Source organism: Paracoccus aestuariivivens (genome assembly GCF_009711225.1).
GTDB classification, from domain to species: Bacteria; Pseudomonadota; Alphaproteobacteria; order Rhodobacterales; family Rhodobacteraceae; genus Paracoccus; species Paracoccus aestuariivivens.
This window is the reverse complement of the sequence record NZ_WMIE01000002.1, coordinates 109217-131210: the sequence shown is the minus strand read 5'-3', so window position 1 is coordinate 131210 and position 21994 is coordinate 109217. Positions and strand designations below refer to the sequence as shown.

21 protein-coding genes and 1 other RNA gene are annotated in these 21994 nt (G+C 61.7%); 10 read left to right on the top strand and 12 right to left on the bottom strand.

Features of this window, described 5'->3' with window-relative positions; genetic code table 11:
• Positions 1-7: 7 nt before the first annotated feature.
• From GL286_RS06105 to GL286_RS06055, 11 genes are all read right to left on the bottom strand, one after another.
• Positions 8-856 carry an outer membrane protein assembly factor BamD gene (locus tag GL286_RS06105; RefSeq protein ID WP_155094673.1) on the bottom strand — a complete coding sequence of 283 codons (849 nt, stop codon included), beginning with the start codon at positions 854-856 and terminating at the stop codon, positions 8-10.
• A gap of 155 nt (positions 857-1011) precedes the next feature.
• Positions 1012-1953 (bottom strand): UDP-3-O-acyl-N-acetylglucosamine deacetylase, encoded by a 942-nt coding sequence (gene lpxC / locus GL286_RS06100; protein ID WP_155094672.1) that lies wholly within the window; start codon positions 1951-1953, stop codon positions 1012-1014.
• A 244-nt stretch (positions 1954-2197) separates the two neighbouring features.
• On the bottom strand, positions 2198-3832 hold the full coding sequence (gene ftsZ, locus GL286_RS06095) for a cell division protein FtsZ (RefSeq protein WP_155094671.1): 1635 nt from the start codon (positions 3830-3832) through the stop codon (positions 2198-2200).
• Positions 3833-4048: 216 nt separating this feature from the next.
• Positions 4049-5383: a cell division protein FtsA gene (gene ftsA, locus GL286_RS06090; protein WP_155094670.1), complete on the bottom strand. Its 1335-nt coding sequence runs from the start codon at positions 5381-5383 to the stop codon at positions 4049-4051.
• Between the two features lie 23 nt (positions 5384-5406).
• Positions 5407-6450 (bottom strand): cell division protein FtsQ/DivIB, encoded by a 1044-nt coding sequence (locus GL286_RS06085; RefSeq protein ID WP_155094669.1) that lies wholly within the window; start codon positions 6448-6450, stop codon positions 5407-5409.
• Complete coding sequence (locus tag GL286_RS06080) at positions 6438-7373, bottom strand: D-alanine--D-alanine ligase (RefSeq protein WP_155094668.1); 936 nt, start codon at positions 7371-7373, stop codon at positions 6438-6440. The genes GL286_RS06085 and GL286_RS06080 overlap by 13 nt, the downstream gene beginning before the upstream one ends.
• 104 nt (positions 7374-7477) lie before the next feature.
• A complete protein-coding gene (gene murB / locus GL286_RS06075; RefSeq protein ID WP_155094667.1) occupies positions 7478-8416 on the bottom strand; it encodes a UDP-N-acetylmuramate dehydrogenase in 939 nt (312 codons plus the stop codon).
• 63 nt (positions 8417-8479) lie between these two features.
• Positions 8480-8758, bottom strand: coding sequence for a DUF2484 family protein (locus GL286_RS06070; RefSeq protein ID WP_155094666.1), 279 nt, complete (start codon positions 8756-8758; stop codon positions 8480-8482).
• Positions 8755-10182 carry a UDP-N-acetylmuramate--L-alanine ligase gene (gene murC / locus GL286_RS06065; RefSeq protein WP_155094665.1) on the bottom strand — a complete coding sequence of 476 codons (1428 nt, stop codon included), beginning with the start codon at positions 10180-10182 and terminating at the stop codon, positions 8755-8757. Before murC ends, GL286_RS06070 begins: the two co-directional genes overlap by 4 nt.
• Entirely contained in the window at positions 10179-11270 is a 1092-nt protein-coding gene (gene murG / locus GL286_RS06060; protein WP_155094664.1) for an undecaprenyldiphospho-muramoylpentapeptide beta-N-acetylglucosaminyltransferase, read from the bottom strand. The genes murC and murG overlap by 4 nt, the downstream gene beginning before the upstream one ends.
• Complete coding sequence (locus tag GL286_RS06055; RefSeq protein ID WP_155094663.1) at positions 11267-12436, bottom strand: peptidoglycan glycosyltransferase FtsW; 1170 nt, start codon at positions 12434-12436, stop codon at positions 11267-11269. Before GL286_RS06055 ends, murG begins: the two co-directional genes overlap by 4 nt.
• Positions 12437-12653: 217 nt before the next feature.
• Here GL286_RS06055 and GL286_RS06050 point away from each other — a divergent pair, with 217 nt between their 5' ends.
• The 8 genes from GL286_RS06050 to GL286_RS06015 all read left to right on the top strand — a co-directional run bounded on the left by GL286_RS06050 (position 12654) and on the right by GL286_RS06015 (position 20190).
• The gene (locus tag GL286_RS06050) at positions 12654-13517 is read left to right on the top strand and encodes an ATPase (protein ID WP_155094662.1); all 864 of its coding nucleotides are present in this window, start codon (positions 12654-12656) and stop codon (positions 13515-13517) included.
• Entirely contained in the window at positions 13517-14443 is a 927-nt protein-coding gene (locus GL286_RS06045) for a homoserine O-succinyltransferase (protein WP_155094661.1), read from the top strand. Before GL286_RS06050 ends, GL286_RS06045 begins: the two co-directional genes overlap by 1 nt.
• Positions 14444-14446: 3 nt before the next feature.
• On the top strand, positions 14447-15358 hold the full coding sequence (ppk2, locus tag GL286_RS06040; RefSeq protein ID WP_170295069.1) for a polyphosphate kinase 2: 912 nt from the start codon (positions 14447-14449) through the stop codon (positions 15356-15358).
• Complete coding sequence (locus GL286_RS06035; RefSeq protein ID WP_246184855.1) at positions 15358-16257, top strand: TPM domain-containing protein; 900 nt, start codon at positions 15358-15360, stop codon at positions 16255-16257. The genes ppk2 and GL286_RS06035 overlap by 1 nt, the downstream gene beginning before the upstream one ends.
• Positions 16258-16376: 119 nt before the next feature.
• Positions 16377-17426: an ABC transporter substrate-binding protein gene (locus tag GL286_RS06030; protein ID WP_155094659.1), complete on the top strand. Its 1050-nt coding sequence runs from the start codon at positions 16377-16379 to the stop codon at positions 17424-17426.
• A 119-nt stretch (positions 17427-17545) separates the two neighbouring features.
• Positions 17546-17899, top strand: a transfer-messenger RNA (tmRNA) gene (gene ssrA, locus GL286_RS06025).
• A 67-nt stretch (positions 17900-17966) separates the two neighbouring features.
• Positions 17967-19238, top strand: a complete 1272-nt coding sequence (locus GL286_RS06020) for a glutamate-5-semialdehyde dehydrogenase (protein WP_155094658.1) — start codon at positions 17967-17969, stop codon at positions 19236-19238.
• A 10-nt stretch (positions 19239-19248) separates the two neighbouring features.
• Positions 19249-20190, top strand: coding sequence for a HEAT repeat domain-containing protein (locus GL286_RS06015; protein WP_155094657.1), 942 nt, complete (start codon positions 19249-19251; stop codon positions 20188-20190).
• On the opposite strand, the gene GL286_RS06010 is transcribed toward GL286_RS06015, so the two are convergent.
• The gene (locus GL286_RS06010) at positions 20187-20843 is read right to left on the bottom strand and encodes a histidine phosphotransferase family protein (RefSeq protein WP_155094656.1); all 657 of its coding nucleotides are present in this window, start codon (positions 20841-20843) and stop codon (positions 20187-20189) included. The two genes, GL286_RS06015 and GL286_RS06010, sit on opposite strands and share 4 nt — an antisense overlap.
• Before the next feature lie 40 nt (positions 20844-20883).
• Here GL286_RS06010 and GL286_RS06005 point away from each other — a divergent pair, with 40 nt between their 5' ends.
• On the top strand, positions 20884-21060 hold the full coding sequence (locus GL286_RS06005) for a DUF3553 domain-containing protein (RefSeq protein WP_155094655.1): 177 nt from the start codon (positions 20884-20886) through the stop codon (positions 21058-21060).
• Positions 21061-21208: 148 nt separating this feature from the next.
• On the top strand, positions 21209-21991 hold the full coding sequence (olsB, locus tag GL286_RS06000; protein WP_155094907.1) for an L-ornithine N(alpha)-acyltransferase: 783 nt from the start codon (positions 21209-21211) through the stop codon (positions 21989-21991).
• The last annotated feature ends 3 nt before the right edge of the window (positions 21992-21994 follow it).

Genomic DNA, 21994 nt, shown 5'->3' with positions numbered 1-21994 from the left:
CAGACGATTACAGCCATTTGCCCTGGATGACCTGACGGTAGACCCCAGTCAGCCAGCTGTTGCCCGCAGCTTCGGGGGCAAGACCTGCACCGCGCAGCTGAGCAAACGCATCAAGATAGAACGGCGACGAGCGGAAGTTATGGCCTAGAATCGCGCCCGCGGTCTGCGCCTCGTTGTTGAGACCAAGCGCAAGATAGGCCTCGACCAGACGCATCAGCGCTTCGGGCGTATGGGTCGTGGTCTGGTAATCCTCGACCACGACACGGAAGCGGTTGATCGCGGCAGAGTAATGCCCGCGTTTCAGGTAATAGCGCCCGATTTCCATCTCTTTGGCGGCAAGGTGATCGAACGCCAGATCGAATTTCAGGATCGACGAGCGGGCGTATTCGCTTTCGGGATATTCCTCGATCACTTCGCGCAGGGATTGCAGCGCCTGGAAGGTCAGGCCCTGATCGCGGCCCACCTCGTCGATCTGGTCATAATAGCTCAGCGCCAGCAGGTATTTGGCGTAGGCGGCATCCTCGTCACCGGGATAGGTGTCGATGAACCTCTGCGCCGCGCCGCGCGCTTCTTCGTAGTCCTTGGCGCGATGATAGGAATAGGCCTGCATGATCAACGCGCGTTTGGCCCATTCCGAATAGGGATAAAGCCGTTCGACTTCCGAAAAATACCTTACGGCACCTTCGGGTTTGCGCGTGTTCTCGAGTTCGTACTCGCCGCGTTTGTAGATTTCCTCGGCGGTGAAGCTTTCGAGCGATTCGGGAGCCTTGCTAGTCGAACTGCCACCGCAACCTGCCAATAGCCCGACCGACAGTGCCACCACGACCAATGAACCCGCCGATCTGATGCCCGTCATGTCTGCTACCTGCCCGTCAAAATAACTTTCAAGCGCGCGGGGTTGCCCCACACAGCCCGGTCGTCCTAGCACAGAAAATCTGGGGGCGCAAAATGACAAAATACCACTGCGAGCATCAGATTGAGCACCTTTTCGCCATCAATGCAAATTTGACGTTACGCGACGGCGAGATGCTCGACCGGATCAAGCAGCCCACCCATCTCGGCCACGACACCCGCACCGGGAAGTTTACGCTGCATCGTGGGCGTCAACGTGACCCACTCCCATGCGTCCGGTGCGGCGAAAAGTGCGCGCAGCAGCTTGTTGGTCATGGCGTGACCGGCGCGGTGTCCGGTATAGCGGCCCAGCAACGGCGCACCGGCAAGAGCCAGATCGCCCACGGCATCCAGCATCTTGTGGCGTACAGCCTCATCCGAGTGGCGCAGGCCGCCCGGTGACAGGATGCGGTCGCCGTCGATGACGACGGCGTTCAGATAGGTCCCGCCCAAAGCGAGGCCGTTCTGCTGCATCTGCACCACATCCGACTGGCGGCAGAACGTGCGGCTGTCCATCAACTCGTGAATGAAGCTGCCATTCGCCATATCCAGACGTTTTTCCTGATGTCCGATCGCGGCATCTTCGAAATCGATGTCGAAATGGATCTCAAGATGATCGGCAGGCGAAAGGCGAGCGAAGCCCTGACCATGATGCACCTCGACCGGACGGAGGATACGGATAGCCCGCATCTCGGTTCCGTTCAGGGTACGGATGCCAGCCCGCACGATTCCCTTGACGAAAGGCTCGGACGAGCCATCGAGAATCGGAACCTCGGGGCCGTTGACCTCGACGATGGCATTGGTGATTCCGGTACCGGCCAGCGCGGCCATGACGTGTTCGACCGTCGAGACGGTTGCGCCCTTGCCGTTGTCCAGAAGCGTGCACAGTTGCGACGGGGTGACATGGTCCCAACGGGCGGGGATCCGGACGCCGCCCAGATCGACGCGTACGAAGACAATGCCGTGATTGGCCGGAGCCGGCAGGATCGCAAGGCGGACCGCTGCACCCGAGTGCAGCCCGACTCCGCGGAACTGAGCTTTCTGAGCGATGGTCGTTTGCATGATCTTGCCTGTCTTGTCTTCTTTGGTCGTCTGAGGGATGCGAAAGGGGCATATGCCCTTTGGCCTTGTCCTGAGTTAGGGCCGCCACCGGAAAGTCACAATTAACGAATTGTGACGAGATGAAACAAACCGGCCCCGCTTTCCGCCACCAACCGGAACACGGCCACAACTATCTGATAAAATGAAAGAAAAGGACCGCCTGAGCGGTCCTTCTCATCATTCCAGAGCGAAATTTGTGATCGGTTCAGTTTGCCTGACGACGCAGAAATGCCGGAATTTCGACATTGTCTTCTGCCCGATCAGGGCTTGCCAGATCGTCGAAACCCGCATCGTAACCGGTGTTGCGACGTGCGGCGACCCGATCATTCACGCGTTCGGCGATGGTCGACGCAGCGGGTTTTTCGGCAGAATGGTCGCTATGGCCTGAGATGCGCTCAAGCATCCGGCTCAGCCCGCCCATGCGGCTATGCACGCGGCTGGTTACGTCCTGCTGCGGTTGCGCTTGGGCTGCCGGTCGCTGTTGTGGAGCGGCCTGACGTTCCGGCGCGCGCTGCACGGCTTGGGCAAGGCGCTGCATCGTCGCGTCCGACGGAGTTCCGGGCGTTGCCGGACGGCGCGGCGGGATGAAACTACCCGAGTCGCCGTGCAATGCGTCGCTATGCTGTTGGCTCGGCTGACGAACCTCCGGCTGATAGGCCGGACGGGGCATTTCGTCCTCTTCATAACGCGCCGCCGGTGCTGCATGCTGCGTACGGGCCGCGGCGGGCTGATGCGCCGGTTCGACATGATCGGCAACCGGAGCGCGGCGCGGCGGAACCGGCGCGACCTCTTCGACCTTCTGCGTGACCGTCGGGGTCTGCGTCAGCGGCTCTTTCATGCCACGGCGCGGTGCAGGGATTTCGGCAGCCGAAGCGTCGATACCGGTCGCCACGACCGAAACGCGGATCGAACCCTCCATCGACGGATCGAGAGTCGAACCCACGATGATGTTCGCGTCGGCATCGACCTTCTCGCGGATCTTCTCGGCCGCTTCGTCCATCTCGAACAGGGTAAGGTCGTAGCCGCCGGTGATATTGATAAGAACGCCCTTGGCACCGTTGAGGCTGATCTCGTCCAGCAGCGGGTTGGCGATGGCTTTCTCGGCGGCCTGAACGGCGCGGTTCTCGCCCGAGGCTTCGCCCGTCCCCATCATCGCCTTGCCCATCTCATCCATCACGGCGCGGACGTCAGCAAAGTCGAGGTTGATCAGGCCCGGACGCACCATCAGATCGGTCACGCCCTTGACGCCCTGATACAGAACATCATCGGCCATGGCGAAGGCCTCGGTAAAGGTGGTCTTTTCGTTCGCCAGACGGAACAGGTTCTGGTTCGGAATGATGATCAGGGTATCGACGACCTTTTGCAGGGCCTCGACGCCCTCCTCGGCCTGACGCATCCGCTTGGTGCCCTCGAACTGGAAGGGCTTGGTGACGACGCCGACGGTCAGGATGCCCATCTCGCGCGCTGCTTGGGCGATGATCGGGGCCGCACCGGTGCCGGTGCCGCCGCCCATGCCCGCGGTGATGAAGCACATGTGAGCGCCCATCAGATGGTCGACAATGTCCTCGATGGTTTCTTCGGCGGCCTTGGCACCGATCGACGGTTTCGCGCCGGCGCCAAGGCCTTCGGTCACTTTCGGACCGATCTGGATGCGTTGTTCCGCTTTCGAATTCGTCAGCGCTTGTGCGTCGGTATTCGCAACGACGAAATCGACACCCTCCAGCTGCTTGTCGATCATGTTGTTGACCGCGTTGCCACCCGCACCACCGACGCCAAAGACGGTGATGCGCGGCTTCAATTCCTGGTCATCAGTGAGCATCAGGTGGATCTGCCGTTCCATGTCGCCTGCCTTGTTTGTTGCGCCGGACAGTGCGGAGTCCGGTCGAATCCCCGTATCAATAAAAGCCTAGCCAGATTCGGCCCCAGCGTCACCCAAAAATCACGCGCATTCCACAAAATATGGTCGAGCGCCAGAGAAATTCGGCGGTATCTTGCCCATTCTTCAGCATGTGGTGGGCGAATGTAACGCCTACCACTTTATCAAGATTTTATTCAACTACCAGTTGTTTTTGAACCACCTGTAAGCGCGCCGGATACTTCCTGCTGGATAAGCTTCGGCCGGCATTTCGAAATCCCACCATTCGTCCTGTGGATGTGCAGTCAGCAGCGACAATCCGATCGCCGAGGAAAAGCCCGGAGCAGTGGCCGTATGCGGCAACCCCTGAATGCGCAGCGGGCGTCCGATCCGCACGTTATGCCCAAGCATCCGCGCCGCCAGCACATCGAGGCCGGGGATCTGGCTGCCGCCACCGGTCAGGACGACCTGACGCGAAGGCATGAAGTCAAACCCCGCCGCCTCGAGGATCTCGGCAACATTCTCCAGAATTTCCTCGACCCGTGGCCGCATGATACCGATCAGATCCGACCGGCTGACCTGACGTCGATCGGTTTCCCAGTCGCCGGTATCGCCGCCCAGATCGATCATTTCACGGTCATCGCGCCCCGTGGCCTCGACCCCGCCATGCAGGGTTTTAAGCCGCTCGGCCTGCGCGTAGCTGACCCGCAAACCTTTGGCGATATCCTGAGTGATCAGATCTCCGCCGAAACGCACCGCATCGGCAAAGATCATGTGCTTTTTGATGAAAACCGAAACGCCCGTCGTGCCGCTGCCCAGATCGATACAGGCAGCGCCCAGTTCTTGCTCATCCTCGACAAGTGCAGCCAAGCCCGAGGCATAAGAGGCAGAAGCCACCCCGGCCAGTTCCATGTCGCAACGGCGGATACAGTGGACCAGATTGCCCGCCGCGTCGCCGTCGATAGTCAAAACATGCATATCGACCGCAAGCTTTTCGCCGCTATGGTCGCGCGGATCGGACAAGCCTGAACGGCCATCGACCGCAAAATTGACCGGCTGGGCATGCAGGACTTCACGCCCGCGCCCGAATTCGGGCACCTCGCAGGCTCCTAGCACCCGAGCCACGTCATATTGAGCGACCTTGCCCGCTTCCAACGAGACCTCGCCCGCCAGCCCGTACGAAGCCGGACGCGCACCCGAGATACAGGCAATCACATGATCGACCCGGACTCCGGCGTCTTTCTGCGCCTGCTGGATGACGGTCCGGATAGCCCGCTCGGTCTCGGCCATGGTCTGGATTTCGCCGCAACGCATCCCGCGCGAGCGGGTGTGGGCCGTGCCGACGACTCGGAAATTGGACTGACCGGCCATCGGACCAACACCGTCCGTCTCGCGGAACTGGCCCGGCCCGTCAAACTGAAGCACAAGACATGCAATTTTCGAAGTCCCGATGTCCAGAACAGCAATAACGCCGCGCTGCATGGCCTGACGGCGCATGTTCCGCATTGATCGCTGGCCCTGGTAGAGATCCTTCATTTCCCTGCCTCTTCAGTATGTTATTAGGTTTTTTTTGCGTCAGTTCCGGTCTTAGAAGTAATTTTCCCGCCTGCCGATGCCTTGGATTTTTCGTCAAGCGGTTGTCCATCCGGGCCGATTTCGACCTGACCCCGTGCACGGCGGATGGCGTTCTGGGCCTCCAGACCGATCTGGACGACCGGCCGGATGGAATTGCGAAGGTCGACGACGAGAACGTCGCGCGACAGAAGACTTTGGGCGCGATCCATGGCGACAACACGTTCCAGCGCGCGCAGGGCCCCGTCCTCGGGCAGTTTGATGCGCTGATCATTGTCCAGCACCAGATCCCAGCGCCGTTCACCCACCCGCTCGAGACCGCGCAGACGTGGCAGGATGGGGCCTGCGGCGTCGATCAGGGCAAGCGCCTCGGGGGCAGCGCGTTCCGCACCTTCACCGGCGATGATGGGCAAATCCTTGCGAACATCGCGCGCGGTGACCGAGGCAACACGGTGGCCGGTCTTGTCCAGCAGTTCGATACCGCGGGCGTGACGCCACATAATGGCCGGAACCCGCTCGGTCACGACGGCGGACAGGACGCCACCGGGCGTGATGCGCAGATCGACGGCCTCGACGGCGTCCAGCATCCGCACCTTTTCGCGCAGCTTCGCCAGATCGATGTCAAAGCTCGATGCGGGCAGCGTGACCGGCAGCATGGCCCGCAACCCGTTCGCCACCACATCCGAGGCTCCTTCGATCCGCATCGAATGGACCATGAACGCATCACGGTGCTGCACCTTGTCGACCAGTCCTTCGACGCCACTGGTCAGGTTGGCGCGGCGCGTGTCGTCAGACAGCCAGATGCCACCAACCATCGCCATCAGAAACGCGGGCAGACCGACGCGAATCAGACGGCGCATCAGCGGGCGCAGCATCATCCGGTTCAGACGGTAAGCGAAACGCGACGGCGCCGGATCGCGGCGCGGTGTCACTTTTTCGGGTTGGGGCGCAGGCCGCAACGGCGCGTGGCGCACAGGCGCGGGACGACCCTGTTCGGCATTGCGATGCCCGAAGGGGTTCAATCCCTGCATAGCGCCTCCTCGACGATCCAGCCGCACAAAGCGGGGAAATCCATCCCGACATGGGCAGCCTGCTCGGGGGCAAGCGAGGTCGGGGTCATTCCCGGCTGGGTGTTGACCTCAAGGATGATCAACCCGTCCAGACCACGGCTTTCATCCCAACGGAAATCGGTGCGGCTCAGTCCGCGACATCCCAGCGCATCATGGGCGCGAACCGCATAATCGCGACAGGCCTGCATGATCTCGGCAGGAATCTGGGCGGGGATGACGTGGCGCGAACCGCCGGGCTTGTACTTGGCGTCGTAATCGTACCATCCCTCGGTCACGATCTCGGTGACGCCAAGAGCGCGGTCACCCAGAACGGCCGTCGTCAGTTCCCGACCCGGAGCATAGGTCTCGACCATCACACGAGCGGGCATCCTGTCCGAGAGTTGCGGCGGAGAGTTCGCCGCTTCATGCACGATATAGACGCCGACGGACGAGCCCTCGTCATTCGGCTTCACGACATAGGGTGGCGACATCACATGCCTTGCGCGCACCTCGTCAGCATCGGCGATCAGGCTTTCGACGACCGGCAATCCCGCCTCACGGAAGGCTTGCTTGGCGCGGCTCTTGTCCATCGCAAGGGCCGAGGCCAGCACACCCGAATGGGTGTAGCGGTAACCCAGCCAGTCCATCAGGCCCTGAACGCAACCGTCCTCGCCCCAGCGGCCATGCAATGCATTGAATACGACATCGGGCGCGGCCTCGGCCAGACGCTGGGGCAGATCACCACCCGCATCAATCTCGATTACGTCGTAGCCCGCCTGCCGCAGCGCCTGCGCGCATTCATGCCCAGAGGACAAAGACACCTCACGCTCGGCCGAGGGTCCGCCTTTGAGTACTGCGACTTTCGGGGCTGTCCTGCTCGACCTGCCCGTCAATTTCTGCCTCATTTACCCGGTTGATCCGGGCTTTATACAATGAGGATAGCCGGTGATCTCTTTTCGCAAAAGTCCCTTTTCGCGTTTTACGCGATTTTTCCAGTCAGACCGGCGGGTTACGGCTCACCTATGCGAATGACTTCCCATTGCAACTCGTGGCCGCTGGTTTCCTGAACACGTTTGCGCACCAACTCGCCCAAGGCCTCAAGCTCCGCCGCCGTCGCGGCTTCGGCGTTCAGCAGGAAATTCGGATGTTTCTCAGACATTTGCGCGCCACCAAGGCGATGGCCACGCAAACCGGCTGCATCGATCAGCGACCATGCTTTCAACTCATGCGTGTCATCAGCCTTGCCGGTCGACGAAAACCCTGCCGGATTGCGGAAAGTCGAACCGGCGCTGCGATCCTTGGTAGGCTGGCTGGCATCGCGACGGGCAAGTTGATCGGCCATGCGGGCCTGCAGTTCCTGCGGATCACCTCGTCCGGCGCGGAATCGGGCCTCGGTGACGACCCATCCCTCAGGCAATTCCGAGTGCCGGTAGCCAAATCGCAGGTCAGCGGCCATGATTTCATGGCGCGATCCATCGCGGGCAACCGCGCGGACCGAGATCAGGTGATCTGCCACATATGCGCCGTAACACCCTGCATTCATGCGCACAGCACCGCCGATACTGCCCGGAATTGTGCGCAGGAAGGTCAGATCAAGACCGGATTCGGCGGCGCGACGAGCAGCATGCGCGTCCAGCGCCGCTGCGCCTGCTGTCACGGTATCGCCCTCGCAACTGATGCCATTGAAGCCGCGACCAAGCCGGATCACCACGCCACGAATGCCGCCATCGCGGACGATCAGGTTCGATCCGACGCCGATCGGGAACACCGGAACCGTAGGATCAAGCTTTTGTAAAAACTCTGCAAGATCGTCCTCGTCTGCCGGTTGGAACAGCACATCCGCAGGCCCGCCGACACGCAGCCATGTCAGGTCGGACAGCACGCGATCCGGCGTCAGCACGCCACGGACTTGCGGCAAGGCGTCATGGATCGGGGCGCTGGTCGGCATTGCGGGCTCCTTAGGCAATCGGCGCGCTTGGTAAACCAAAGCCGCGCATGGCGCAAACCCGGACTATTGCGCGCCGTGGCCAGCCGCACGACGGCGGCGACGTTGCAACCAGTCCAGCGGAGGCCAAACCAGTATCGACAGACCCAAGGCAAGGAACAGGACGCCAAGCGTCGGGCCGCACAGATAGGTCAGCCAGCCCAGCAAAGGTACGCCGGGCATGACCAAAAGCCAGATCGCAGCATGTCTGCGATGATGTCGGATCAAAGGCATCGCACAGGCAAGGACCAGCCAGCCGGCCGCGCAAAGCGCGGCTGCGCCGGGATGGGTTCCCAATGCAATCATGCCGCGACCTCGCTTAACCGTTCCGGCAGATTGTTGGCCCAGGCCGAGATCGTCCCCGCGCCAAGGCAGACCACCATGTCGCCGGGACGGGCCTGTTCACGAACCAACCGCGCCAGGTCGTCCTCATCGATGACGGCGCGAGCGTGGCGGTGGCCATGGGCGATGAGGCCCGCAACCAGATCATCGCGCGATGCGCCCGGAATGGGGTCTTCGCCTGCCGAATAGACCTCGGCGATACCGACGACATCAGCCTCGTTGAAGCAGGTGCAGAAATCGTCGAACAGGCTCGACAGGCGGGTATATCGATGCGGCTGATGAACGGCGATGACGCGGCCCTTGGTCGCCTGTCGCGCGGCTTTGAGAACGGCTGCAATCTCGACCGGATGGTGGCCGTAATCGTCGATGATGGTGACGCCATTGACCTCGCCGACGCGGGTAAAGCGACGACCGACGCCCCCGAACTTGGCCAGTGCGTCACGGATCTGCGAGCGTTTCATGCCCAGATGGCGCGCGACAGCTACAGCGGCCAGCGCGTTCGAGACGTTGTGATCGCCCGGCATCGGCAGGGTGCAGCCCTCGATCACCGGCGCGACACCCTCATTCGCGGCAGCTTCGCCCTGCAGTGCGATGTCGAAATGCGCAACGCCGTTCTCATAGGTCAGGTTCACCGCCCGCACATCGGCCTGCGCGTTGAAGCCGAAGGTCACGATGCGGCGGTCGCTGACCTTGCCGACCAGAGACTGGACTTCGGCATGGTCGGTGCAGCAGACGGCCAGACCGTAGAACGGAATGTTCGAGACGAAATCCTGAAACCCTTTGCGCAGGGCATCGAACGAACCCCAATGCTCCATGTGCTCGGGGTCGATATTCGTGACGATCGCGATGGTCGCGGGCAGGCGGTTGAACGAGCCGTCGGATTCGTCGGCTTCGACCACCATCCATTCGCCCGCACCGGCCCGCGCGTTCGAGCCGTAGGCATGGATCACGCCGCCATTGATCACGGTCGGGTCGATCCCTCCCGCATCCAGAAGGGTCGCCACCATGGTCGTGGTCGTCGTCTTGCCATGCGTCCCGGCAATGGCGACGTTCGACTTCAGGCGCATCAACTCGGCCAGCATCTCGGCACGGCGCACGACGGGCAGGCCGCGGCGGCGGGCTTCTTCAAGCTCGGGATTGCCCTTCTTGATCGCGGTCGAGATGACGACCACGCCCGCCTCGCCGATATTCTCGGCGCGCTGACCCTCGAACACGGTCGCGCCAAGGCTTTCCAGCCGGTCGGTGATTTTCGAGCGCTTCGCGTCCGAGCCCTGGACCGCATAGCCCAGCGTCATCAAGACCTCTGCAATGCCGGACATTCCGATACCGCCGATGCCGACGAAGTGGATGGGGCCAAGCTCGCCCGGCAGTTTGGTCGCTGCGTTCATGCGGTCAATTCCGTAACTAGATCTGCAAGTCGCTGCGCCGCATCAGGGCGGCCAAGGGCCAAAGTCGCCGCAGCCATATTGGAGGCCCGTGAGCCATCCGTAAGGATTTCACGCATGTCGCGCCTGAGGCTCTCGGCGTCAAGCACGGATTCCGGCAGCACCATGGCCGCCCCGCTTTCACCAAGTGAGCGCGCGTTGGCGGTCTGGTGATCCCCTGTTGCCGCAGCAAAGGGGATCAGGATGGAGGGTCGGCCGATCACGGTGATATCGGCCAGAGACGACGCCCCCGCCCGACTGACGACCAGCTGACATTCGGCCAGACGGCGCGGCACATCATCGAAAAAGGGCTTCACTTCGGCAGCAATACCCGCCTGCCGATAGGCCACGGAGACCCGTTCCATGTCCTCGGCGCGGGCCTGCTGGCTCAGACGAAGACGGGCGCGGATCTCTTCGGGCAGGCCGATGATCGCATCGGGCACCACATCCGACAGCACGCGCGCGCCCTGACTGCCGCCGATGACCAGCACGTTCAGGGGACCGTCTCCCGCAGGGGCATAGGGCACACCGGTCTGTTCGAGCACCGATTGGCGAACGGGATTTCCGGTATGGGTTCCTTCAACTCCGGTCGGAAGCTGCGTCGGCCAAGTGCCGCAAGCGACCTTGTTCACATAGCGCGCAAAGGCGGTATTCACCCGCCCCATGACACCGTTCTGTTCATGGATCATACGCGGTATCCGCAGTGCCAGCGCCGCCGACATGGCGGGGATTGTAGGGTATCCACCAAATCCCACCACGATTGCAGGACGATCCTGTTTCATCGCGCGCAGTGCGGCCATCACGCCTTGGCTGATCCGGAACGGCACGGCCAGCTTTGCCGCGGCCCCGCCCCGTGCCGTAGTGGCCGAACTGACCACTTCGCGCACCACGTTATCAGGAAAGGCCGAGGCATAGCGCGCGCCACGCTCATCGGTCGAAAGCTTCACCCGCCAGCCACGGGCCAGCAAGGTCTCGGCCAGCGCCTGCGCCGGGAACATATGCCCGCCCGTGCCACCGGCAGCGATCAGGCAGTAAGGTAGTTTCACAGTCATGTACGTCCCCTGCCCAGCACGTCCGCAATGCGGCCCTGCGGGCGCGAGCGCGTCAACGCCAGCAGCATGCCAAGCGCAATTCCCGAGGCGATGACGGACGACCCGCCATAGCTCACGAATGGCAACGTCATGCCTTTGGCGGGCAGCAAGCGTACTGCCACGCCCATATTGATCAGGGCCTGCACGCCGAAGGCGCAGGCAAGTCCGGTTCCGGCGATCCGCACAAAGGGATCACGCTCATCGCGCAACCGCAGCAGCGAGCGCACGACCACCGTCATATACAGGGCAATGATCGCAAGTACCATGATCAGGCCGTATTCTTCGGCAGCGACGGCGATGATGAAGTCGGTATGCGCGTCCGGCAGCGACCATTTCACCGAACCTTCACCGACGCCGACACCGAAGAAACCGCCTTCCTGGATGGCATTGGTCGCATAACCGATCTGCGTCCTTGGATCGACCTCGGCGGCAAGGAAGCCGTCGATGCGGCGGGCGAAGTGCTCGGACGCTCCGTAGGCGAAAAAGCCACCCACGGTCGCCAGCCCGATCACCGAGAAGACCAGAGCAATCGGAGCGCCCGCGATGAAATACATCACGCACCACGAGAACAAGACCAGCGAAGCCTGACCGAAATCGGGCTGCATCGCCAACAGCAGGACCACGATTGTCGCCACGCAGAAGGAATAGATCTTGCCGGGTGGCCCGCCGACCTCTTGGCTGGCGGCCATGAACCACGCGCAGATCGCGACAAAACATGGCTTCAGGAACTCGGAGGGCTGCACCGACATCCCCCCCGGCAGGCGCAGCCAACGAACGGCTCCCTTGCCGAAATCCGTGCCGATGAACGGCAGCAGGATGATCGCCGTGATCGCGAAAGCAAAGCCCAGAACGCCCAAGCGTCGCACGAAAGCCGGCGAGAAGGTCGATACGACCAGCATCACGCCGATCGCCATACTGCCAAAGATCGCCTGTCGCGTCACATAGTAGAATTGTGGAAGGTTGTTTTTCTCGGCCAAAGGAACCGAGGCCGCAAGCCCCAGCAACAACCCCATGGCAAACAACCCCAGCACGCAGGCCAACGACCATCGGTCGACGGTGCGCCACCAGCGTGGAAGAATCGGATCACCAGCCCGCACGGGCGTAGTGCCAAAGACCATTTCGGTCATGGATGAACCGCCGTCACTGCCTCTAACAAATCCCGTTTCCGGGTGCCCGTTTTTCCGGGTCTGTCGAGGATGATAGCGCGATTGAATTGGTCGCGCTACCACGGATTCTCCAATTCGTTACCGCGCAATTTCCAACGGTCCTGCCACCGATGACCCTGCCCCCTTTTCACAGGCCGCTCAGAGTTCTAACTAACGCCTGACCGCAAAAGGATGTCCCATGCTTTACAAGACAAAAGCCGAATGGCTCTCGGCACCGCGCAAGCGGGTGCTTTTCTTCGGGATGTCCGGACTTGGGAAAACCTATCTTGCGACGATGCTGCGCAATGCGGGAAACTGGTTCCATTACTCGGTCGATTACCGCATCGGCACGCGCTACATGGGCGAATACATCGCCGACAACTTCAAACGCGAGGCGATGAAGGTTCCGTTCCTGCGTGAGTTGCTGCTGTCGGATTCCGTCTATATCGCCAGCAACATCACCTTCGAAAACCTTGCGCCGCTCTCGACCTATCTGGGCAAGCCGGGCAGCCAGTCCCGTGGCGGTCTTGAATTCGAGGAATACATGCTCCGGCAGGACCAGCACCGCTCCTCCGAGATTTCGGCTCTGCTGGACAGCAGCCAGTTCATCCGGCGCGGGCAGGAAATCTACGGCATCCCGAACTTCGTTTGCGACTCGGGCGGCTCGATCTGCGAAGTGGTTGATCCCTTTGCCGAAGACGAACCGCTGCTCGACGCATTGGAAAGGGACCAGCTGCTGGTCTGGATCAAGGGCTCGGACGCTCATACAGCGGAACTGGTGCGCCGCTTCGACCGCGCGCCGAAGCCGATGTATTACCAGCCGCAATTTCTTGATCGGGCATGGACCGATTACCGGGTTGAAAAGGGCCTGACCGAAGAACAGGTCAATCCCGACGATTTCATCCGCTGGACCTATTCCCGCGCCTTGGCCCATCGCCAGCCGCGCTACGAGGCAATGGCCCGTCGCGGCGTGACGCTGCTGGCCGAGGAAGTCGCCGAGGTGAAATCGCCCGAGGATCTGATCCAGCTGATCGGCCTCGCCATCGACAGAAAGGACGCATAATGCCCATTACCCTGCCAAATGACCTGCCCGCTTTCGACATCCTGTCGGATGAGGGCGTCATGGTCATGTCGCCGGGTCGTGCGGCGACTCAGGACATCCGTCCCTTGCGCATCGGTCTGCTGAACCTGATGCCGAAAAAGATCCAGACCGAGAACCAGTTCGCCCGGCTGATCGGCGCGACCCCCTTGCAGATCGACTTTCAACTGATCCGCATGTCGGACCATGAAAGCCGCAATACGGCGGCCGATCACCTGCAGTCCTTCTATCGCCGCTTCTGCGATGTCGAGGCGGCGGGCGAGAAATTCGACGGCCTGATCATCACCGGCGCGCCTATCGAGCATCTGCGCTTCGAGGACGTGACCTATTGGGACGAGTTGACCCGCGTCTTCGAATGGACCCAGAGCCATGTGCATTCGACCTTCGGCGTCTGCTGGGGCGGCATGGCGATGGCGTGGCATTTCAACCGGCTGGAAAAGCACATCCTCGACCACAAGGCCTTCGGCTGCTTCCGGCATCGTAACCTTGCGCCCGCCAGCCCCTATCTGCGCGGCTTCTCGGACGACGTGCTGGTTCCGGTCAGCCGCTGGACCGAGGTGCGTCAGGATGAGGTCGATGCCATACCTGCCCTGCGTACCCTGATCGCCTCGGAGCAATCCGGCCCCTGCCTGATCGAGGACCCAAGCCGCCGCGCGCTCTATGTCTTCAACCATTTCGAATATGACAGCACGACGCTGAAGGACGAATATGACCGCGACGTCATCGCCGGGAAACCGATCAACGTTCCAGTGAATTACTATCCTGATGATGACCCGAGCCTTGCGCCCACGAACCGCTGGCGCAGTCATGCGCATCTGCTTTACGGTAACTGGATCAACGAGATCTACCAGACGACCGAATACGATATGGATCTGATCGGGAAAGGGTAAGCCGTGGCGAAAAACTCCGAGAAAAAGGCACTATCCAAGGACCATCCCGATCTGCCCTTTGTTGGCGCGATCACCCGGTTCTTTGAAAAGGACGCGCCCTCGGAGATCCGAAAAGCCATCGAAAAGGCTGACAAGGACGACATCCTCAGCGACAGCTATCCTTACCCTGAGGAGATGAAGTCCAAGGACTACGACGCGCATATGGAGGTGCTGCAACAGCAGCTTGTCCGCATGATGCGCGATGTGATCCATACCGGCAAACGTGTCGTGGTCCTGTTCGAGGGCCGCGACGCCGCCGGCAAGGGCGGCACCATTGAGCGCGTGCGCGAAAACCTGAACCCGCGCTCGGCCTATATCGTGGCCCTGCCCAAGCCCAGCGAGCGCGAAGCCGGGCAATGGTACTTCCAGCGCTATGTCGACTGGTTGCCCGCGCGGGGCGAAATCGCGCTGTTCGACCGCAGCTGGTATAATCGCGGCGTCGTCGAGCGAGTCTTCGGCTTCTCCGACAAAGACCAGCGCGAGACCTTCTTCCGCCAGCTTCCGCCCTTCGAAGCGATGTTCGCCGATGACGACATCACGCTGGTCAAGCTTTGGCTCAGCGTGGACCGCGCCGAGCAGCTGAAGCGTTTCCTTGACCGCGAGAAAGACCCGCTGAAGCAATGGAAGCTTAGCTCCATCGACGTGGACGGGTTGGCGAAATGGGACGATTACACTGACGCCATCCATGACACGCTGAAGCGCAGTCACACCAAGGTCGCCCCTTGGACAGTGATCCGATCCGACGACAAGCGGCGGGCGCGTATCGCGGCGATCCAGACCATCCTGCATGCGGTGGATTTCCATGGTCGCGACGATGCGTTGATTGGCCAGCCCGATCCCAAGATCGTCGGCGGCCCCGAGATCCTGACGGATTGATGCGCGGGCTGTTCGCCCTGCTGATTTTGCTTCTGCCGTTGTCGGCACTGGCCCAAGACCTGCCCAAACCGCTCTCGACGGAGGTCAGCGATTACGCCCAGATCATCGCGCCGGATGACGAGGCCGCAATATCCCGCGCGCTGACCGAACTTCGCAACACGACCGGCGTGCAGGGCACGGTCGTCACGCTGGAGGATCGCGCGCAATATGGTGGCAGCGACGGGCTAGAGACTTTCGCCACGCGCCTGTTCAACCATTGGGGTGTGGGCGACGCCTCGCGTAACGACGGCTTCATGATCCTCGTCCTCGCCGAGGATCGCGAGGCGCGGATCGAACTGGGCGCGGGCTATCCGAACGATACCGATATCCGCGCCCAAGACATTATGCGCGGCACCATGCTGCCCGCCTTCCGTGAACACCGCCTGTCGAAAGGAACCCGCGACGGAACCGAGGCTGTTATCAACCTGATCGCCCGCCCCCATGCAGCGGGCCTGCCCCCGCCCGAGGCTTCGCACCGCAACCTGATCGACCGTGCGATGGGCCTGATCTTTTTCGGCGCCTTCGCGGCGATCTTCGGGATGATCGGGCTGAAGCACTGGCGGCGGCGGCATTGCCCGCAGTGCGGCAAGGGCGGACTGGAAACCACGCGCGAGCCGAACCGTTTGCCCGCCGAGCATGGCAGCTACACCGTCTCGGATACAAGGATGACGAAATCCTGCCCGCATTGCGGCTGGTCCGAGACGCGGCTTCTGCCCCTGCCGCAGCGCATCTCTTATGGCCCGGACAATCGAGAACTGCGGCGCGAACGCAATCCGGCCTATCGCAACCGTTCAAGCGGCGGCGGTTCGGGTTTTGGCGGTGGATCGTCACGCGGCGGAGGCGCATCGGGGCGCTGGTAACCTGCCGAATTCTTCATCACTGCCGTGTGGACGGGCAACCATAAATGCGTCCAGTGCTTGCGAGGCAGCAGATGCGCCGCTAGCGTCCAAGGCATCCACTACGCATCCAAAGGTCACAGATGAAACTTCTGCGCTCCTCCGCCCTGGCCCTCGTCCTCAACGGCATGGCCATTCCCGCCCTTGCCGCGGATTCCGAACTGACCGTCTTTGACTGGGCGGGTTTCGAGGAACCCTCTATTTTTCAAGGCTATATCGACAAATATGGCGACAGCCCGACCTATGCCTTCTATGGCGATGACGACGAGGCCTACCAGAAACTCGCCTCGGGTTTCAAAGCCGATGTCGCCCATCCCTGCTCGCAGATGATCTCGAAGTACCGCGATGCGGGCCTGATCGAGCCGTGGGATGTCTCGAAGATCCAGAACTTCAAGGATATCGACCCGAAATTCCTGAACTCGCCGATCTTCAAGGACGATCAGGGCGTCTGGTTCATCCCGACCGATTGGGGCGCGACCGCGATTGCCTATAACTCGGAAACCGTCCCAGCCGAGGATGTCGCCAGCCTGAACGTCTTCATCGATCCCAAATATCAGGGCCGCACCTCGCTGCCCGATTCGGCCGATGACGTTTGGGCCTTGGCCTATCTCGCAACCGGCGTGACCGACTGGACCAAAGTCACGGACGAGCAATTCGCGGCCGCCGCCGACTGGCTGCGCAAAGCACATGTGAACGTCGCGGCCTATTGGGCCGACCCCTCGGAACAGGCACAGCTGATGGCCTCGGGTGCGGTCGATATCGCATGGTCGTGGAATGACGGCGTCGTGCTGCTGCAGAATGACGGCTTCCCCGTCGGGTTCCAGCGCGCGCCGAAAGAGGGCTCGTCGACCTTCTTCTGCGGCTACATCAACATGAAGAATGGCCCCGGAAGCGAAGAAAAAGCGCATGAGTTCATGAACGCTTGGCTCGCTCCGACCTCGGCCAAGGCGCTGCTAGATACGATCGGCTACGGACACACCTCGACCGTCGCGATGGAAACGATCAAGGACGAACCCGCCGTCAAAGACGGCCTTGCCGAAGTCGACGCGCCGATTCTGGCACAGACGCCGAACGATCCGGCCCAACGCGAAAAGCAATTGGCCGAATTCGAGAAAATCAAAGCGGGCTTCTGATCCAAGATCGGAAATTACGACTACCGGGGGGGGGGCAATCGCCCCCCTTCTTTGTTTGGAGAATTCGTCAATCGGATCAAGTGGATTGACCTTGGGACAAGCGAAAACACGACGTTCCCCTCCTTGCGCCTGCCCGATGCCACGCCTATATTCGCCTCGTTCGGGTTCGCTCGGACTATGGACATAAACGCGCAGGTAATAAGCGGATCGGACCCGGGGGCGGTACCCGGCGACTCCACCAAACTCCTTCGTTGGGGGCACTTGGGGTCGAAACAGGATCGACGAACGTCTAAAGCTGTTTGCTTTGTCTCGGTGAGCTACCACCGATATCGGTGCAAATTGTACAGTTGCCAACGACAACCGTGCTCCGGTCGCTCTGGCTGCGTAAGCAGTTCGAGTTACCGAAACTTAAGCCCTTGCGCCTAGCAGCGTAAGGCGGGGCCCGCAGGAGCCTGGCAACAGAATCCTGCACTTTCCCCTTCCCTCTGGTTTTCTGCACCGCTCCGGCCTATTTCATGGCCAAGCAAGGGGAATGCCGCCATGAAAGACCTGACCCAGAACGATGCCGATGCCCTGATCGCCAAACTTGGTGCGGCTGCGCGTGACGCCGCGATCGTGCTGGCCGAAGCCACAGCCGAGCGTAAGCACGCCGCCTTGATCAGTGCAGCGGACGCGATCATCGCCTCGGAAGACGCCATTCTCGACGCAAATGCCGAGGATATGCGCTTCGCCGAGGCAAAGGGGCTTTCGCCCTCGATGCTCGACCGGCTCAAGCTGGATCCGGCCCGCATCCGCGCCATGGCCGAAGGATTGCGTTCGGTCGCGGCCCAGCCCGACCCCGTTGGCCGCGTTCTGACCGAATGGGACCGCCCGAACGGCTTGCATATCCAGCGTGTCGCGACCCCGCTTGGCGTGATCGGCGTCATCTATGAAAGCCGCCCGAACGTGACCGCCGATGCAGCCGCGCTGGCGTTGAAATCCGGCAATGCAGTTATTCTGCGCGGTGGTTCGGAAAGCCTGCACTCCTCGGCCGCGATCCATAAGGCGCTGGCCACCGGCCTGAAGGATGCCGGCCTGCCCGAGGCCGCGATCCAGCTTGTCCCCACCCGTGACCGCGAGGCGGTGGCTGCCCTGCTGCGCGCCCAAGGGCTGATCGACGTGATCGTGCCGCGCGGAGGCAAGGGGCTGGTCGGCCTTGTCCAGCGCGAGGCGCGGGTGCCGGTCTTTGCCCATCTCGAAGGCATCTGCCATGTCTACGCTGATGGTGACGCCGATTTGGAAAAGGCCCGTCGTGTCGTGCTGAACTCGAAAACCCGCCGCACAGGCATCTGCGGGGCGGCTGAATGCCTGCTGATCGATCGTGCCTTCTTCGCCAAACATGGCGGCGTGCTGGTGCAGGATCTGCTTGATGCGGGCGTCGAAGTTCGCGCTGACGGTGAATTGTCCGCCATTTCAGGGACGGTCGCGGCCGATCCCTCGGATTTCGGACAGGAGTTTCTGGACAAGATCATCGCGGTCAAACTGGTTGATGGGGTGCCCGACGCGATCACGCATATCCGCCGCTACGGTTCGGGCCACACCGAGTCGATCCTGACCGAAAACGACGCCACCGCCGAGCGCTTCTTCAAGGGCCTCGACAGCGCGATCCTGATGCGCAACGCCTCGACCCAGTTTGCGGATGGCGGCGAGTTCGGCATGGGAGCGGAAATCGGCATCGCCACCGGCAAGATGCATGCGCGTGGACCGGTCGGCGCCGAGCAGTTGACCAGCTTCAAATATCTCGTCACCGGTGACGGCACGGTCCGGACCTAAGGATAGTTTATTGCGCCATCCCGAAAGGCTACATGGCGACGGCCGCCATCGGGTAACGCTGTTCCGGACTCCCAGCGGCAGTGCGAAGGCGGTCGTCTGCTTCGAGCCGGGGCGGGATCTCATGAACGGTTTCGAAACGCCCCACTGCCCCGCCTTTGCCGAGCGCCTCGGGGTGGATGCGCTGATGGTCCAGACCGCCCGCCGCGACTGGTTTCTATCGCGCAACAACTACAAGCTGGCGAATGCTTTAAGCCGCGCCACGGCGGGTTATAACGATGTGACCGGTTCAGGCTTTTCGATGGGCGGATACGGGGCCTTACTGTTCTCGGCGGCAGCGCGGCTCAGACGCGTGCTGCTGGTCTCGCCGCAATACAACATCGACCCCGATATCGTCACCTATGATCCGGATCGCGCGAACAAGTTCCGTCGTATCGGATATGCGATGCCCTGCCCCGAAACACTCGGCGACACCGCGCTTCGCGGGCTGTTGATCTATGACCCTACGATTCCCGCGGATCGGGGCCACGCGGCTTGCGTCGCCAAGGCATTCCCCAAGCTTCGTCCTGTTACCCTTCCCTTTGGCGGCCATCCCGCGACCAGCGTGATCGGGGACGCCAAGAAGGTCGGACGACTGTCTACGATGCTGGTCGACGGCAAGCTGAACATCCGTGTCGTCCGCCGTCTGCATCGCGACGCGCGGCGGCAATCGGACAAGTACCGCCTGAATCTGGTACGCGCGGCCGTGGTCAAGCACCCTGCCACCGCACAGACCGAGCTGCACGACCTTGCGCGATCTGGTACGCCCTATGTCCGCTTCGAGGCCGGCATCGCACTTGTCGGTCTGGACGAGCCTCTGGCCGTTCGGATGCTGACCCAGCTTTTGGCAGATGTTCCCGATCCCCCGCCGCATTGGGCAGGACGCATGCAGGAAGCGCTGGATCATGCGGACTAAAAGGAAATCTCGCCGCCGCTTTCGTCCAGTTCCCAACTGATACCGCGTCCGGCGCTTTCGGCACAGGCGGCAAGCAACGCGAAATGGACCTCGGATGGCACGGGATCGGGGCGCTCTCGTCCCGGCTTGGGGTCCAGCCATGCCCATAGCGCGGGATCAATCTTCGCACGGGTCGCTTCGGCCACCAGACGCCAGCCTTGCGGCCCGCGGCAAACCAGAACCGAGCCGCCCCATGGCAAGCCGGTCTCGAAGCACATCAGTGCCAGCAGGATCATACGGGCCTCGATACGGGGCAGATCACCCTCGGCCTCGATACGGGCACGCAGGCGCCCGCCCTTTTCGAGATCCGACAAGATCCCCGTCAACTCTGACAGACTGACCCGCTGTTCGCTGGAGGCCGTCCCGAAAGCCATCCTGAACCAGCGTACCCTTGACCGCGACGCCTCGACACTTTCGGCGATCAGGGCGTATTCCGCGCTTTTCACCACGCCTTTGAATGCATCCGACATCTGCAACAGTTCCAGCCCGTTGCCGATCGCACCCAAAGGCGAGATCAGGTCATGGCACAGGCGCGAGCTGACCAGTGCCGCCAACCGCTCGGGCGAGAGCGGTTCGTGAGAAGTTGAAGTTCTGCCGATTGTCAGATCGTCCATCGAGGTCTAGCCTTGGCTGCGCCGCTGGAAAGGTCGCGACATGAATGAAATACTTGAACCCGGAATGATCGTCCGCCACCCCGGAGCCCCTGACTGGGGAATTGGACAGGTGCAGTCCCGCATCGGCGATCGCATCACGGTCAATTTTACAAATGCCGGAAAGCAGGTTGTGGATGGTCGCCATGTCGATCTGCAACTGGTTACGGATCACTCTTAAGTTATATATTTGCAGGCTAATACAACTTATGCGGGTGTCAACTGATGAACAGGCCTTCCTTTTCCCGAAACGGGCGCGTGTTGCAATGAATTCGGCCTGCGCCTAGACACGGGACAAGAAACCAATGGATCAGATTCCGCAGCCGACGATGACGCCCGACAGTTCGTATCTGGAAACGCGCCTTGCCTCGACCGAGAAAGACCTGCTGTCGGCGCAACGCCTGCGCTACCGTGTTTTTGTCGAGGAACTGGGTGGCGACGGCGATTTGGTCGATCACCAGAACCGTTTCGAGCGGGACGAATTCGACGAAGTGGTCGATCATCTTGTGCTGATCGACAACCGCCGCTCGGAAGCCGATCTCGACCATGTCGTCGGCGTTTACCGCCTGCTTCCGGGTGATCGCGCCGAACGCTTTGGCCGGTTCTATTGCGATTCCGAATACGATCTGGACCCGCTGCGCCGGTCAGGCCGTTCGCTGCTGGAACTGGGCCGCTCCTGCGTTGATCCCGGCATCCGTGGTGGCACGGGAATGTACCTGCTTTGGAACGCGCTGGCTGAATATGTTCTGGGGCGTGGTATCGAACTTCTGTTCGGCGTCGCCTCGTTTCATGGTACGGACGCGATGGCGCTCGCGCAGCCGCTGACATGGTTGCATCGCAACCATCTGGCCGATGCAAGCATCCGGCCGGTGGCGCGAGCTTCGGGTTATCAGAGCATGGACCTCATCGCACCCGAGGCCATCGACCGCCGCGCCGCGATGACCAGCATGCCTCCGTTGATCAAGGCCTATCTGAGGCTCGGAGGCACCATCGGTGAAGGTGCGTATCTCGACCATGCATTCAACACGACCGACGTGTTCCTGCTGGTGGATACGGCGGCCATGTCCACAAAGCACAAAAAATTCTACGAGACACGGTGGCAGTCACAATGACCG

Bases quoted from the DNA above. Each gene is read 5' to 3' on its own strand.
- GL286_RS06085 (WP_155094669.1), bottom strand. From the start codon at position 6,450: ATGCAGGGATTGAACCCCTTCGGGCATCGCAATGCCGAACAGGGTCGT.
- GL286_RS06020 (WP_155094658.1), top strand. From the start codon at position 17,967: ATGAAAGACCTGACCCAGAACGATGCCGATGCCCTGATCGCCAAACTT.
- GL286_RS06105 (WP_155094673.1), bottom strand. From the start codon at position 856: ATGACGGGCATCAGATCGGCGGGTTCATTGGTCGTGGTGGCACTGTCG.
- GL286_RS06030 (WP_155094659.1), top strand. From the start codon at position 16,377: ATGAAACTTCTGCGCTCCTCCGCCCTGGCCCTCGTCCTCAACGGCATG.
- GL286_RS06010 (WP_155094656.1), bottom strand. From the start codon at position 20,843: ATGGACGATCTGACAATCGGCAGAACTTCAACTTCTCACGAACCGCTC.
- GL286_RS06050 (WP_155094662.1), top strand. From the start codon at position 12,654: ATGCTTTACAAGACAAAAGCCGAATGGCTCTCGGCACCGCGCAAGCGG.
- GL286_RS06080 (WP_155094668.1), bottom strand. From the start codon at position 7,373: ATGAGGCAGAAATTGACGGGCAGGTCGAGCAGGACAGCCCCGAAAGTC.
- GL286_RS06035 (WP_246184855.1), top strand. From the start codon at position 15,358: ATGCGCGGGCTGTTCGCCCTGCTGATTTTGCTTCTGCCGTTGTCGGCA.
- lpxC (WP_155094672.1), bottom strand. From the start codon at position 1,953: ATGCAAACGACCATCGCTCAGAAAGCTCAGTTCCGCGGAGTCGGGCTG.
- GL286_RS06055 (WP_155094663.1), bottom strand. From the start codon at position 12,436: ATGACCGAAATGGTCTTTGGCACTACGCCCGTGCGGGCTGGTGATCCG.
- GL286_RS06070 (WP_155094666.1), bottom strand. From the start codon at position 8,758: ATGATTGCATTGGGAACCCATCCCGGCGCAGCCGCGCTTTGCGCGGCC.
- murC (WP_155094665.1), bottom strand. From the start codon at position 10,182: ATGAACGCAGCGACCAAACTGCCGGGCGAGCTTGGCCCCATCCACTTC.
- olsB (WP_155094907.1), top strand. From the start codon at position 21,209: ATGACGCCCGACAGTTCGTATCTGGAAACGCGCCTTGCCTCGACCGAG.
- murB (WP_155094667.1), bottom strand. From the start codon at position 8,416: ATGCCGACCAGCGCCCCGATCCATGACGCCTTGCCGCAAGTCCGTGGC.
- GL286_RS06005 (WP_155094655.1), top strand. From the start codon at position 20,884: ATGAATGAAATACTTGAACCCGGAATGATCGTCCGCCACCCCGGAGCC.
- murG (WP_155094664.1), bottom strand. From the start codon at position 11,270: ATGACTGTGAAACTACCTTACTGCCTGATCGCTGCCGGTGGCACGGGC.
- ftsA (WP_155094670.1), bottom strand. From the start codon at position 5,383: ATGAAGGATCTCTACCAGGGCCAGCGATCAATGCGGAACATGCGCCGT.
- GL286_RS06045 (WP_155094661.1), top strand. From the start codon at position 13,517: ATGCCCATTACCCTGCCAAATGACCTGCCCGCTTTCGACATCCTGTCG.
- ftsZ (WP_155094671.1), bottom strand. From the start codon at position 3,832: ATGGAACGGCAGATCCACCTGATGCTCACTGATGACCAGGAATTGAAG.